6 protein-coding genes, 21 tRNA genes and 2 rRNA genes are annotated in these 12,938 nt (G+C 50.3%); all 29 read left to right on the forward strand.

Annotated features, from left to right (window positions below):
• Positions 1-128: 128 nt before the first annotated feature.
• The 29 genes from V7R82_RS01535 to V7R82_RS01675 all read left to right on the forward strand — a co-directional run bounded on the left by V7R82_RS01535 (position 129) and on the right by V7R82_RS01675 (position 12,874).
• Positions 129-3,017: ribosomal RNA gene (locus V7R82_RS01535) — 23S ribosomal RNA — on the forward strand.
• 70 nt (positions 3,018-3,087) lie between these two features.
• Positions 3,088-3,203 (forward strand): 5S ribosomal RNA (gene rrf, locus V7R82_RS01540).
• 19 nt (positions 3,204-3,222) lie between these two features.
• Positions 3,223-3,298: transfer RNA gene (locus tag V7R82_RS01545), tRNA-Val, on the forward strand.
• Between the two features lies 1 nt (position 3,299).
• Positions 3,300-3,372: transfer RNA gene (locus V7R82_RS01550), tRNA-Lys, on the forward strand.
• A gap of 36 nt (positions 3,373-3,408) precedes the next feature.
• Positions 3,409-3,490, forward strand: a tRNA-Leu gene (locus V7R82_RS01555).
• A 14-nt stretch (positions 3,491-3,504) separates the two neighbouring features.
• Positions 3,505-3,580 (forward strand) — tRNA-Thr (locus V7R82_RS01560).
• 1 nt (position 3,581) lies between these two features.
• Positions 3,582-3,653: transfer RNA gene (locus V7R82_RS01565), tRNA-Gly, on the forward strand.
• A gap of 18 nt (positions 3,654-3,671) precedes the next feature.
• Positions 3,672-3,757 (forward strand) — tRNA-Leu (locus V7R82_RS01570).
• A 31-nt stretch (positions 3,758-3,788) separates the two neighbouring features.
• Positions 3,789-3,862, forward strand: a tRNA-Arg gene (locus V7R82_RS01575).
• Positions 3,863-3,871: 9 nt separating this feature from the next.
• Positions 3,872-3,945: transfer RNA gene (locus V7R82_RS01580), tRNA-Pro, on the forward strand.
• 12 nt (positions 3,946-3,957) lie between these two features.
• Positions 3,958-4,030 (forward strand) — tRNA-Ala (locus V7R82_RS01585).
• A 14-nt stretch (positions 4,031-4,044) separates the two neighbouring features.
• Positions 4,045-4,118 (forward strand) — tRNA-Met (locus V7R82_RS01590).
• A gap of 7 nt (positions 4,119-4,125) precedes the next feature.
• Positions 4,126-4,199, forward strand: a tRNA-Ile gene (locus V7R82_RS01595).
• Between the two features lie 24 nt (positions 4,200-4,223).
• Positions 4,224-4,313 (forward strand) — tRNA-Ser (locus V7R82_RS01600).
• A 9-nt stretch (positions 4,314-4,322) separates the two neighbouring features.
• A tRNA-Met gene (locus V7R82_RS01605) sits at positions 4,323-4,395 on the forward strand.
• A gap of 4 nt (positions 4,396-4,399) precedes the next feature.
• Positions 4,400-4,470 (forward strand) — tRNA-Gly (locus V7R82_RS01610).
• 17 nt (positions 4,471-4,487) lie between these two features.
• Positions 4,488-4,561: transfer RNA gene (locus tag V7R82_RS01615), tRNA-Ile, on the forward strand.
• A gap of 23 nt (positions 4,562-4,584) precedes the next feature.
• A tRNA-Ser gene (locus V7R82_RS01620) sits at positions 4,585-4,673 on the forward strand.
• Positions 4,674-4,698: 25 nt separating this feature from the next.
• Positions 4,699-4,770: transfer RNA gene (locus tag V7R82_RS01625), tRNA-Glu, on the forward strand.
• 12 nt (positions 4,771-4,782) lie between these two features.
• Positions 4,783-4,872, forward strand: a tRNA-Ser gene (locus V7R82_RS01630).
• Positions 4,873-4,881: 9 nt separating this feature from the next.
• Positions 4,882-4,954: transfer RNA gene (locus V7R82_RS01635), tRNA-Met, on the forward strand.
• Positions 4,955-4,956: 2 nt separating this feature from the next.
• A tRNA-Asp gene (locus V7R82_RS01640) sits at positions 4,957-5,032 on the forward strand.
• 1 nt (position 5,033) lies between these two features.
• Positions 5,034-5,104: transfer RNA gene (locus tag V7R82_RS01645), tRNA-Gly, on the forward strand.
• Positions 5,105-5,285: 181 nt separating this feature from the next.
• The gene (locus V7R82_RS01650; RefSeq protein ID WP_338543013.1) at positions 5,286-7,034 is read left to right on the forward strand and encodes an ABC transporter ATP-binding protein; all 1,749 of its coding nucleotides are present in this window, start codon (positions 5,286-5,288) and stop codon (positions 7,032-7,034) included.
• Positions 7,024-8,895 (forward strand): ABC transporter ATP-binding protein, encoded by a 1,872-nt coding sequence (locus V7R82_RS01655; RefSeq protein WP_338543015.1) that lies wholly within the window; start codon positions 7,024-7,026, stop codon positions 8,893-8,895. The genes V7R82_RS01650 and V7R82_RS01655 overlap by 11 nt, the downstream gene beginning before the upstream one ends.
• Positions 8,896-9,532: 637 nt before the next feature.
• A complete protein-coding gene (locus V7R82_RS01660) occupies positions 9,533-10,174 on the forward strand; it encodes a GTP pyrophosphokinase family protein (protein WP_338543017.1) in 642 nt (213 codons plus the stop codon).
• Positions 10,155-10,868, forward strand: coding sequence for a response regulator transcription factor (locus tag V7R82_RS01665; RefSeq protein ID WP_315271663.1), 714 nt, complete (start codon positions 10,155-10,157; stop codon positions 10,866-10,868). The genes V7R82_RS01660 and V7R82_RS01665 overlap by 20 nt, the downstream gene beginning before the upstream one ends.
• Before the next feature lie 2 nt (positions 10,869-10,870).
• Entirely contained in the window at positions 10,871-12,169 is a 1,299-nt protein-coding gene (locus V7R82_RS01670) for a HAMP domain-containing sensor histidine kinase (protein WP_338543021.1), read from the forward strand.
• 87 nt (positions 12,170-12,256) lie between these two features.
• Positions 12,257-12,874, forward strand: a complete 618-nt coding sequence (locus V7R82_RS01675; RefSeq protein ID WP_338543023.1) for an SAP domain-containing protein — start codon at positions 12,257-12,259, stop codon at positions 12,872-12,874.
• Positions 12,875-12,938: the final 64 nt, after the last annotated feature.

Here is a 12,938-nt window from a genome sequence, read left to right on the forward strand (position 1 = left end):
ATCATCCGACAGGATGGATGGTAAAACACATTATTTCTAAAATAATGAACCGAGAATTGACCGAGTCTGTAAGAAATTACAGAGTAAGAAAAAATAGCGCGAAAGTATCATGCATCAAGTATGATCGTGGTTAAGAAACAAAGGGCGCACGGTGAATGCCTTGGCACTAGGAGCCGAAGAAGGACGTGACGAACGACGAAATGCTTTGGGGAGCTGTAAGTGAGCTAAGATCCAGAGATATCCGAATGGGGGAACCCGGCTAGCGTAATGGCTAGTCACACCTACGGGTGAGGTAGACGCAGAGAACTGAAACATCTAAGTACCTGCAGGAAGAGAAAGAAAAATCGATTCCCTGAGTAGCGGCGAGCGAAACGGGAAGAGCCCAAACCAGTGTGCATGCACACTGGGGTTGTAGGACTCTAACGTGGACTCAAATGAGTTAGTAGAAGCTGGTGGGAAACAGCGCCAAAGAGGGTGAGAGCCCCGTATACGAAAACTGATTTGTACCTAAGAGTATCCTGAGTACGGCGGAACACGTGGAATTCCGTCGGAATCCGCCAGGACCATCTGGCAAGGCTAAATACTCCCTAGTGACCGATAGTGAACCAGTACCGTGAGGGAAAGGTGAAAAGCACCCCGGGAGGGGAGTGAAAGAGTACCTGAAACCGTGTGCTTACAAGTAGTCAGAGCCCGTTAAGGGGTGATGGCGTACCTTTTGTAGAATGGACCGGCGAGTGACGATAGTTGGCGAGGTTAAGTTGAAGAAACGGAGCCGTAGCGAAAGCGAGTCTGAATAGGGCGAAAGTCAGGTGTCGTCGACCCGAAACCAAGTGACCTACCCATGTGCAGGTTGAAGGTGCGGTAAGACGCACTGGAGGACCGAACCAGGACACGTTGAAAAGTGTTTGGATGACGTGTGGGTAGCGGAGAAATTCCAATCGAACTTGGAGATAGCTGGTTCTCTCCGAAATAGCTTTAGGGCTAGCCTCAGAGTAAGAGTCATGGAGGTAGAGCACTGTTTGGACTAGGGGGGCTCACGCTTTACCGAATCCAGATAAACTCCGAATGCCAAGGACTCATCTCTGGGAGTCAGACTGCGAGTGATAAGATCCGTAGTCGAAAGGGAAACAGCCCAGACCACCAGCTAAGGTCCCAAAGTAACTGTTAAGTGGAAAAGGATGTGGAGTTGCATAGACAACTAGGATGTTGGCTTAGAAGCAGCCACCATTCAAAGAGTGCGTAATAGCTCACTAGTCGAGTGACTCCGCGCCGAAAATGTACCGGGGCTAAACAGTACACCGAAGCTGTGGATTCAATTTTAAATTGAGTGGTAGGAGAGCGTTCTAAGGGCGGTGAAGGCATACCGAAAGGAGTGTTGGAGCGCTTAGAAGTGAGAATGCCGGTATGAGTAGCGAAAGACGGGTGAGAATCCCGTCCACCGATAGACTAAGGTTTCCTGGGGAAGGCTCGTCCGCCCAGGGTTAGTCGGGACCTAAGCCGAGGCCGATAGGCGTAGGCGATGGACAACAGGTAGAGATTCCTGTACTTGTTAACAATGTTTGAGCGATGGAGGGACGCAGGAGGCGACGCCACGCAGACGGATGGAAGTGTCTGTAGAAGCACGAAGTGGTGGTATGAGTCAAATGCTTATACCTATAACTGTGACGTGTGACCTGGAGCGAAATTTAAGTAGCGAAGGTGGCTAATCAAACTGCCGAGAAAAGCTTCTAGTGAGTTGTTAACAACCCGTACCGCAAACCGACACAGGTAGTCAAGTGGAGAACACTAAGGTGAGCGAGAGAACTCTCGTTAAGGAACTCGGCAAAATGACCCCGTAACTTCGGGAGAAGGGGTGCTGACAGAGATGTCAGCCGCAGTGAATAGGCCCAGGCGACTGTTTATCAAAAACACAGGTCTCTGCAAAATCGAAAGATGACGTATAGGGGCTGACGCCTGCCCGGTGCTGGAAGGTTAAGAGGAGTGCTTAGGAGCAATCCGAAGGTACGAATTGAAGCCCCAGTAAACGGCGGCCGTAACTATAACGGTCCTAAGGTAGCGAAATTCCTTGTCGGGTAAGTTCCGACCCGCACGAAAGGCGTAACGATCTGGGCACTGTCTCAACGAGAGACTCGGTGAAATTATAGTACCTGTGAAGATGCAGGTTACCCGCGACAGGACGGAAAGACCCCATGGAGCTTTACTGTAGCTTGATATTGAGTGTTTGTATGGCATGTACAGGATAGGTAGGAGCTGAAGAAGTGTGGACGCCAGTCTACACGGAGGCGCTGGTGGGATACTACCCTTGTGATGCGGACCCTCTAACCCACGTGTAACAGCACGGGAGACAGTGTCAGGTGGGCAGTTTGACTGGGGCGGTCGCCTCCTAAAGAGTAACGGAGGCGCCCAAAGGTTCCCTCAGAATGGTTGGAAATCATTCGTAGAGTGTAAAGGCAGAAGGGAGCTTGACTGCGAGACCTACAAGTCGAGCAGGGACGAAAGTCGGGCTTAGTGATCCGGTGGTACCGTATGGAAGGGCCATCGCTCAACGGATAAAAGCTACCCTGGGGATAACAGGCTTATCTCCCCCAAGAGTTCACATCGACGGGGAGGTTTGGCACCTCGATGTCGGCTCATCGCATCCTGGGGCTGAAGTCGGTCCCAAGGGTTGGGCTGTTCGCCCATTAAAGCGGTACGCGAGCTGGGTTCAGAACGTCGTGAGACAGTTCGGTCCCTATCCGTCGCGGGCGTAGGAAATTTGAGAAGAGCTATCCTTAGTACGAGAGGACCGGGATGGACGCACCGCTGGTGTACCAGTTGTTCTGCCAAGGGCATCGCTGGGTAGCTATGTGCGGGATGGATAAGCGCTGAAAGCATCTAAGCGTGAAGCCAGCTTCAAGATGAGATTTCCCATTCGAAAGAAGTAAGACCCCTGAGAGACGATCAGGTAGATAGGCTAGAAGTGGAAGTGGAGTGATCCATGGAGCGGACTAGTACTAATCGGTCGAGGTCTTAACCACAAGATTTGAGGTTAGGTTTGAGGTTATTCAGTTTTGAGTGTGCAAGCACTCATATAAGACAACACCCAAGTGTGGTGATAATGGCAAGAAGGACACACCTGTTCCCATTCCGAACACAGCAGTTAAGCTTCTTAGCGCCGATGGTAGTTGGACCTTTGGTCCTGTGAGAGTAGGTCGTTGCCATGCTGGGTGAGATTGTCTTGATGGAGGTTTAGCTCAGCTGGGAGAGCATCTGCCTTACAAGCAGAGGGTCAGCGGTTCGATCCCGTTAACCTCCACCATGAGTCATTAGCTCAGTTGGTAGAGCATCTGACTTTTAATCAGAGGGTCACAGGTTCGAGCCCTGTATGACTCATTCTCTATTAAATGCGTCTTAGAGAATGAAAAGCCAGCGGATGTGGCGGAATTGGCAGACGCACCAGATTTAGGATCTGGCGCCTTAGGGCGTGGGGGTTCAAGTCCCTTCATCCGCATTAACAACTTAATAGCCGGCTTAGCTCAGTTGGTAGAGCATCTGATTTGTAATCAGAGGGTCGAGGGTTCAAGTCCTTTAGCCGGCACCACGCGGAAATAGTTCAGAGGTAGAACATCACCTTGCCAAGGTGGGGGTCGCGGGTTCGAATCCCGTTTTCCGCTTAGCCAATAATGGCCCTTGCCGGGGTGGCGGAATTGGCAGACGCACAGGACTTAAAATCCTGCGGGTAGTGATACCCGTACCGGTTCGACCCCGGTCCTCGGCATTCAAGCTTAGGCTTGAAAACAACTGAATAGGCACCCATAGCTCAATTGGATAGAGTACTTGACTACGAATCAAGCGGTTGCAGGTTCGACTCCTGCTGGGTGTATTATATAAACGGGAAGTAGCTCAGCTTGGTAGAGCACTTGGTTTGGGACCAAGGGGTCGCAGGTTCGAATCCTGTCTTCCCGATTATATTATAATGGGGCCTTAGCTCAGCTGGGAGAGCGCCTGCTTTGCACGCAGGAGGTCAGCGGTTCGATCCCGCTAGGCTCCATTTTTTTATATATTGGCGGTGTAGCTCAGCTGGCTAGAGCGTCCGGTTCATACCCGGGAGGTCAGGGGTTCGATCCCCTTCGCCGCTATAGACATGGACCTTTAGCTCAGGTGGTTAGAGCAGGCGGCTCATAACCGCCCGGTCGTAGGTTCGAGTCCTACAAGGTCCATTCTCTTGCCAGTTTGGGCATAATGGAGGATTACCCAAGTCCGGCTGAAGGGAACGGTCTTGAAAACCGTCAGGCGTGTAAAAGCGTGCAAGGGTTCGAATCCCTTATCCTCCTTTCCTTAATCGCGGAGTGGAGAAGTTGGCATCTCGTCGGGCTCATAACCCGAAGGTCGCAGGTTCGAGTCCTGCCTCCGCAATATTGCGGGTGTAGTTTAGTGGTAAAACCACAGCCTTCCAAGCTGTTGTCGCGAGTTCGATTCTCGTCACCCGCTTAACTTTATATAATGAAGGGCCTATAGCTCAGCTGGTTAGAGCGCACCCCTGATAAGGGTGAGGTCGATGGTTCGAGTCCATTTAGGCCCATTGCAATAAAATATTAGAATGGTGGGGAAGTACTCAAGAGGCTGAAGAGGCGCCCCTGCTAAGGGTGTAGGTCGGGTAAACCGGCGCGAGGGTTCAAATCCCTCCTTCTCCGTTCTTTTTATTGCCTTAACTTAGCTGGTCCGTTGGTCAAGTGGTTAAGACACCGCCCTTTCACGGCGGTAACACGGGTTCGAATCCCGTACGGATCATTATCATATCTCGGAGGATTACCCAAGTCCGGCTGAAGGGAACGGTCTTGAAAACCGTCAGGCGTGTAAAAGCGTGCAAGGGTTCGAATCCCTTATCCTCCTTAATATCATCGCGGGGTGGAGAAGTTGGCATCTCGTCGGGCTCATAACCCGAAGGTCGCAGGTTCGAGTCCTGCCCCCGCAATAGGTTCCGTGGTGTAGGGGTTAACATGCCTGCCTGTCACGCAGGAGATCGCGGGTTCAAATCCCGTCGGGACCGCCATGCGGGTGTAGTTTAGTGGTAAAACTACAGCTTCCCATGCTGTCGTCGCGAGTTCGATTCTCGTCACCCGCTTGCATACTAGAGCAGCTTGAGCTGCTCTTTTTTTTATGGTCTTGCCTCCATTCTTGCACATGAATGGAAGATTCTATATAATAAGTATGTACAATAGTTTGTGATCTCCCTACAGCTAGGCTGTCAGGGGCTTTTCTATTTTAATGAACGGATACCTTGTATCCGATACTAGGAGGTAGTTATGTTTCAATCATTGCTTGCTGAGATTAAGGAGTACAAGAAACCCTCATTCTTAGCATCCTTTTATATGTTTTTGGAAGTCATTTTTGAGATTTCCATTCCCTTTGTCATGGCCCTGCTCTTAGACAAGGGCGTGCAGATGGGGGATATGCAGCAGGTGGCCCTTTATGGTGGCATCATGTTGGTCTGTGCCTTTTTATCCCTCTTCTGTGGTATGCAGTCTGCCCGCTACGGGGCCTTTGCTTCGGCTGGCTTTGCTAAGAACTTGCGTAAGGCCCTCTTCGCCAAGGTTCAGTCCTTCTCCTTCGAGAATATTGACCGCTTCTCTTCTGGGGGGCTGGTTACCCGTATGATGACCGACGTGACCAACGTTCAGAACTCCTATCAAATGATTATCCGGGTGGGCGTACGGGCACCGCTTAACTTGATTTTTGCCATTTGGGCGACCTTCCTCATTAATGGCCAGATGGCCATGATTTTTGTCTGGGTAGCTCTATTCTTAGGGAGTGTACTAGCCCTCATTCTTAAGATTGTCTATCCACTTTTCACTGAGGTCTTCAAGGCTTACGACAACCTCAACAGCAGTATTCAAGAAAATATCACCAATATGCGGGTGGTTAAGTCCTATGTTAAGGAAGCCCAGGAGACTACTAAGTTTCATACTGCTTCTGGCAGAATTTACCGCATGTTCATGAAGGCTATTAATGTCAGCGTCTTAAGCACGCCAGCTATGATGCTGTCTATGTATGCTTCCTTCCTTATGATTTCTTGGATGGGGGCCCATCTCATTGTGGTCGGCAACATGACGACCGGGGAGCTCACTTCGATGTTCTCCTACACTATGACCATTCTCATGTCCCTCATGATGCTCATGATGATTTTCGTCATGCTAGTCCTATCCATCGCCTCAGTTGAACGGATTAATGAAGTCCTCAAGACCCAGTCTACCATTGTCTCGCCTGAAAATGGCTTGACTCAAGTGGCTGACGGCAGTATTGAATTCCAAGAGGTTAGCTTTGCCTATACTGATGAAAATGGTGATAAGGCCCATGTCCTAGAAGGCATCAACCTCAGCATTCAGTCTGGTGAGGTTATCGGGATTTTAGGCGGGACCGGGTCTGGTAAATCCAGTCTGGTTCAACTCATTCCGCGTCTCTACGATGTCGAAGCCGGTGCTGTCAAGGTTGGGGGACAGGATGTCCGCGACTATGATCTTGATAGCCTGCGTCGCCAAGTGGCCATGGTCTTACAGACCAATGTGCTCTTTTCCGGGACTATTAAGGAAAATATGCGCTGGGGTAAGAAGGATGCCACTGACGCCGAAATCGAAGCAGCCTGCAAGCTGGCTCAGGCCCACGAATTTATCTCCGAGTTCAAGGATGGTTACGACACCATGATTGAACGTGGCGGGGCTAACGTGTCTGGTGGTCAGCGTCAACGGCTCTGTATTGCCCGCGCCTTGCTCATGAATCCTAAGATTCTGATTCTGGATGACTCCACCTCGGCCGTGGATACTAAGACCGACAGTCTGATTCGTCAGGGCTTGGCTACTAGTCTTAAGGAGACCACCAAGCTCATTATCGGTCAGCGGATTTCATCTATTCAAGAGGCCGACCGCATTGTGGTCTTGAATGACGGCAAAATCGATGCCATTGGCAATCATGAGCAGCTGCTAGCAAACAATGCTATCTATCAAGAAGTCTATCAAATGCAAACCCAAGGAAAGGAGGCGGCCTCAGATGGAGAATAAGAAAAGACGTGGCGATTGGACTTCCATTGTCCGACTTCTCAAATTCATGTGGCAGGACTACAAGTGGGTCCTCCTAGTCTCCGCTGTCCTGATTGTTATATCAGCCCTAGTGACCGTTAACTTGACCAGTTCTATCCGCTCCTTGGTGGACAATTTTGTCCAACCTATGTTGCAGACGGGCTCTAGTGACTTTGGGCCATTGCGCGATTTCTTGGTGGGCCTAGCCCTCTTCTGCTTGGTTGGGCTTCTTGCTAACTACGGCTTCTCCATCATGATGGCCACCATCTCTCAGGATGCCTTGCGTTCCTTACGTAATCAACTCTTTGAGCGCATGCAGAAGCTGCCAGTTAAGTATTTTGACACCCATCCTCATGGGGATATCATGTCCATCTACACCAATGATATCGACGCGCTGCGTCAGGCCATCGAGCAGTCTATTCCCCAACTCTTCTCGTCTGCCATCACCATGATCGGGGTCACGGTCTCCATGTTGGTAGTCAGTCCCTTGCTCTTCTTAGTGGTGGCCGTCATGCTGGCCATTATGGTCTGGGTCATCAAGACAGTTTCTAGCAAGTCTGGTCGTTATTTTGGCGAGCAACAGAAGAATTTAGGGATTGAGAATGGCTTTATTGAAGAAATGATGTCTGGGCAGAAGGTCATCAAGGCCTTTGTCCATGAAGCAGCCAGCATTGAAGCCTTCGACCAAATTAACGAGCAACTTTTCCAATCTTCCTACCTGGCCAACCGTTTTTCTAACGTCCTTATGCCAATCCTAGGGAACTTGGGTAACGTCTCCTTCGTCCTGACCTCCATTGCCGGTGGCTTTATGGCCCTAAATGGAGTAGGTGGCTTGACCATTGGCGGACTTATGTCCTTCCTGCAACTCAACCGTTCCTTTATCGGGCCGATTTCTCAGGTCTCCCAACAGCTTAACTTTGTCCTCATGGCATCGGCTGGGGCAGACCGCATCTTCAATTTGCTAGATGAGGAGCCTGAAGTCAACCAAGGGAAGATAACTCTGGTTAATGCGGAAGAAGTTGACGGTAAGCTAGTTGTCACCGACCAGAAGACTAATCGCTGGGCTTGGAAACATCCGCGTCCACAAGGCCAATACGAGTTGGCGCCTTTGGTAGGGAATGTGGTCTTCAACAATGTAGACTTCTCTTATGATGGCAAGAAGCAGATCTTGCATGACATCCAGCTCTACGCTGATAAGGGTCAGAAGGTGGCCTTCGTCGGGGCAACTGGGGCCGGTAAGACCACCATTACTAACTTGATTAATCGCTTTTACGATATCCAGTCAGGTTCTATTACCTATGACGGCATCGACGTCAAGCTGATTGACAAGGACTCCCTGCGTAAGTCTCTGGGCATCGTCTTGCAGGATACCCACCTCTTTAGCGGGACCATTGCGGAAAATATCGCCTACGGTCGAGAAGACGCCAGTCGCGAGGAGATTCTGGAGGCGGCTCGCATCGCCAACGTCGATTCCTTCGTCAAGCATCTGGATCAGGGCTATGACACCCTACTGACTGACGACGGGGCCGGCCTCTCCAACGGCCAACGCCAGCTGATTGCCATTGCCCGCGCGGCCTTGGCTGATGCGCCTGTCCTTATTCTGGACGAGGCCACCTCATCCATCGACTCGCGGACTGAAAAAATGGTGCAAGAAGGCCTGGACCGTCTCATGGCCGGCCGCACCGTCTTCGTAATCGCCCACCGTCTGTCCACCATCGTCAATTCTGACGTCATCATGGTCATGGACCACGGCCGCATTATCGAACGCGGCAACCACGCCTCCCTCATGGCCGAGCGAGGCACCTACTACCGCCTCTACACCGGCGGCCTAGAAATCGACTAAAGTAAAGTCAGTAAGCAGGGAAGCAGCTTCCCTGCTTTTTTGATCAGCTAGTGAGTGGTATCCTATTGATTTGAGTAGGGAAGAAAAAAGGGAGACGGCTTTACCGTCTCCCTTTTTATCAAAACTTATCACTATAGTACTTTATATCACATATAGCGTTGTACATGCCTTTTATGGTGCTCAACAGCGAGATTAAGTCAACTAATGTGACGTTGTTCTCATTCGCTTTTTGAACAAACATCAGAACTTCAAATATATATTTAGATAACTTTATCCACCGAGCAAAATAAGTTATTATATTGAGTATTTTGTTCATCAAAGCAACCGCCTCCTTTCTTTTGAGTTTAGATTGTAAAAAATGTAATCAAAAAATAACTTGACAAAAATCTGTAGGTGAGTTATAATTATTTTTGATAAAGAGATTCGAAGAATCTCCTAATACCTTTATTTACAATCACCTATCTCCACTAAGGCAGATGTATCACATCTGCCACTTTGCGAAGCAAAGATTTAAGGCGGAGTTTGTCAACATTTACCTGTTGACAAACTCCGCCTTGTTTAATATACGGATGTTTTTCACGCTAATTTTATGTTCATATGTTATAATCGCGCATATAAGATGCGAGGAGGTGACGGCATGTCACATGAGGCAATATACGGCGCCTACGGGGCCTACCTAGCGCCGCTTATGCAAGACTTGATTAGAAAACTGGAAGACTATAATAAGGATCACAAGGCTGTCACGGGATTCAAGCTCTATGAGCACCTGATATACCGGGTTAAGGCCGAGGACTCGATGCGGGACAAGTGCCGGCGCAAAGGCCTGGAGCAGACGCCGCAGTCAGCCCTCAGAGTCATTCGCGATGCTATTGGCGTCCGAATTGTCACGGGCTTTGTCGAAGATATTTATAAGCTAGTCGACCGCCTGCGTCAGGAAGATGGCTATGAGGTAGTGGAGGAGAAGGACTATATCAGCCAAGTTAAGCCCAATGGTTACCGTTCCTACCATGTCATTTTAGAGGTAGAGACCGACTATCCGGACTGTCAGGGGCAGACGCCGGGTCGTTATTATATCGAGGTTCAGCTCAGAACCATCGCCATGGATTCCTGGGCCAGCCTGGAGCATCAGATGAAGTACAAGCATGATATTGCCAATCCAGAGCGCATCAGTCGCGAGCTCAAACGCTGCGCCGACGAGCTGGCTTCCTGTGATTTGACCATGCAGACCATTCGACACTTAATCCAAGGGGGTGAGGTCCATGCGGATCCTGCTAGCTGAAGATGAACAACAATTGGCCCGGGTCGTGATGACGGCCTTAGCCCATGAAGGTTATCAGGTGGACTGGGCCAAGGACGGCCAGCAAGCGGTCCAACTGGCCCAGCAGACGGTCTATGACCTTATGATTCTGGACATTATGATGCCAGTCAAGGACGGCATTGAAGCCCTCAAGGAAATTCGGGCCAGTGGCCACACCAATCACGTCATCATGCTGACGGCCATGGCCGAAGTCGACGACCGGGTGACCGGCCTAGATGCCGGAGCCGACGATTATCTGACCAAGCCTTTTTCACTCAAAGAACTCTTAGCCCGCCTACGCTCTATGTCCCGCCGGGTGGATCACTATGAGGCGCCGCAACTGGCCCTAGGCAACACCCAACTCAAGCTAGAAGAAATGGAAGTGTCGGCCAACAATGCCATTCGCCTGGCCGGCAAGGAAGCCAAACTCCTGGCCCTACTCATGAAGAACCCAGGCAAGGCTCTGTCTCAAACCTATATCTATGACCGTGTCTGGGCCGATGAAGCAGGCCCGGCCGACTATGAACTAGTCAATGTCTACTTGGCCTACTTAGTCCAAAAGCTACTCAGCATCCGCTCCAATCTCCAGATTGTGGGCCAACCAAGCGGCCCCTACCAGTTGCTAGTGGAAGCCGCGCCAACCGAACCTAGCCAGAGCCTGGAAGGGGGCGACTAGCCATGTTCCGCAAGCTGCGTTTCCAATTTATCGCCATTACCACCCTGGCCATCACCCTCATCCTCATGACCCTGGTCGGTGTCATTAACACGGTCCGCTACCTGCAGACCGAGCACGATATTCAGGCCGTGCTAGACTTGTTGACGGAAAATAACGGGACCATCCCCGACACCAATGAGAACCGCCAGACCTTTGACCGCCAGTTTGTCAGCCAGGGGACCCTCTATAACTTTAACTACTTTAGCGCCCGCATCAAGGCCAACGAGGCCATCATCAACCCGGGCACGGCCAACCACCTGACCTCGGAGCAAATTCAAGGCTTTGTGGATCAGTCGGGCCTACAATCCTTCCGTGATCGAGGTTACCTGGAAGAAGATGGGCGCTACTTCTCCTATCGAATTAGCCCCGTCTCCGAGACGGAACGCCTAGTCGTCTTCTTCGAGACCACTCAGGCCTTCCGCGACCGTTGGGCCCTCTTGGTCCTCTCTATCCAAATCGCCGCCATCAGCTGGCTGGCCTTTGTGGTGGTGGTGACCATCTTCTCTGGCCTGGCCATCCGGCCCTTTGTCCGCAATTACGACAAGCAGCGTTCCTTCATCACCAATGCCGGGCATGAGCTCAAGACGCCGCTGGCGGTCATTGCAGCCAATAATGAGTTGCAGGAGCTCTTGACCGGCGAGACGGAGTGGACCCAGAGCACCAAGGATCAAGTCGACCGCTTGGATCATTTGATTGCGAAATTAATCCGTCTGGCTCGGCTAGAAGAACGCAAGGACCAGGCGCCTGTTACGGTAGACTTTAGCCAACTGGTCCAGCGGGTCTCCCACAACATGTCGGCCCTCTGGGAGCAAGAAGGCCTGCATTACGAGGCCGACATTCAAGAAGGCATCAGCCTGCAAGGGGTGCCTGACGACCTCTATGAGCTGGTCAGCATCCTCCTAGACAATGCCCGCAAGTACTGCGACCCTCAGGGAACTGTGCGCCTGCAACTGGCTAATTATAAGCCCTGGCTGAGAAAGGGGCGGGCAATCTTGACCGTCTCCAACGATTATGCCGCCGGCCAGGGTCAGGACTACCGACTCTTCTTCGACCGCTTCTATCGGTCCGACCAGTCCCGCACCCGCCAAGTGGTTAGCCAAGAGGGAGCTGAGTCAGACTCGACGCCAGCAGGTGGGGGCACCAGTCCCACCCAGGGCTACGGCATTGGTCTGTCCATGGCCCAAAACATTATCAGCCTACACCGGGGCAAGATTAGCGTCCACTACAAGGATGGGGTCATCCGCTTTGTGGTCAGCCTTTAAAGCTCATGCTGCAAGCCTTTGCCTAAAGTCAGTCAAAGGCCATGCTGTTGAGTCGAAAAAGCAAATAAGTGTTGAGGAGCTAACAAATTGATGGAAACTAGACCTGACTTTGATAAAATTACATCCTTTGACCAGTTTAATAAATACTATTGGTATCGTGAGGAAATTTCACAGATATGCAAGTCGTTAGGATTAGAATATAGAGGAACCAAACAAGAACTCAATCACATTATGGAAGAGTACTTCAAAGGTAACTTAATTAAAAAATCGCCAAAAAAAAAGGACAAGAAGCAAGTTGAAAATATTACCTTAGATAGTCCCTTACTTGAATGTGGTTTTTCCTTTAATGCCAAATTCAGAGAATATTTTGCTGCTGTAACGGGGATTTCACCCTTTAAATTCACTGCTGATATGGCGACTGCCTGGCGGAAAGTAAAAAGCGAACAGGATGGCAAGTTTACCATCCAAGACTTGCTGAAGGTCTATTATGGCCAATCAGATTATGCCAAGTATGATCATGCTGTTTGCCAATGGAATCAATTCTTAAAGGATTTTTGTGCCGATAAACATAGTGGCCACTACTCAAATAAATTGAAAGTAGCGGCCATTCTCTGGAAAGAAGTCAGAGATTCAGACAAGGAAAAAATCTATTCAGACAATCTCTTAAGGGACTATGGAGATAAGATAAAAGACTATCACAAGTAGGGCATGCCCAACTTATTAAATCTAAGACAGAAAAGTAAAGCGAAAATCAACTGCACCCCATAAG

This window comes from Abiotrophia defectiva ATCC 49176, assembly GCF_037041345.1.
Classification (GTDB): Bacteria; Bacillota; Bacilli; order Lactobacillales; family Aerococcaceae; genus Abiotrophia.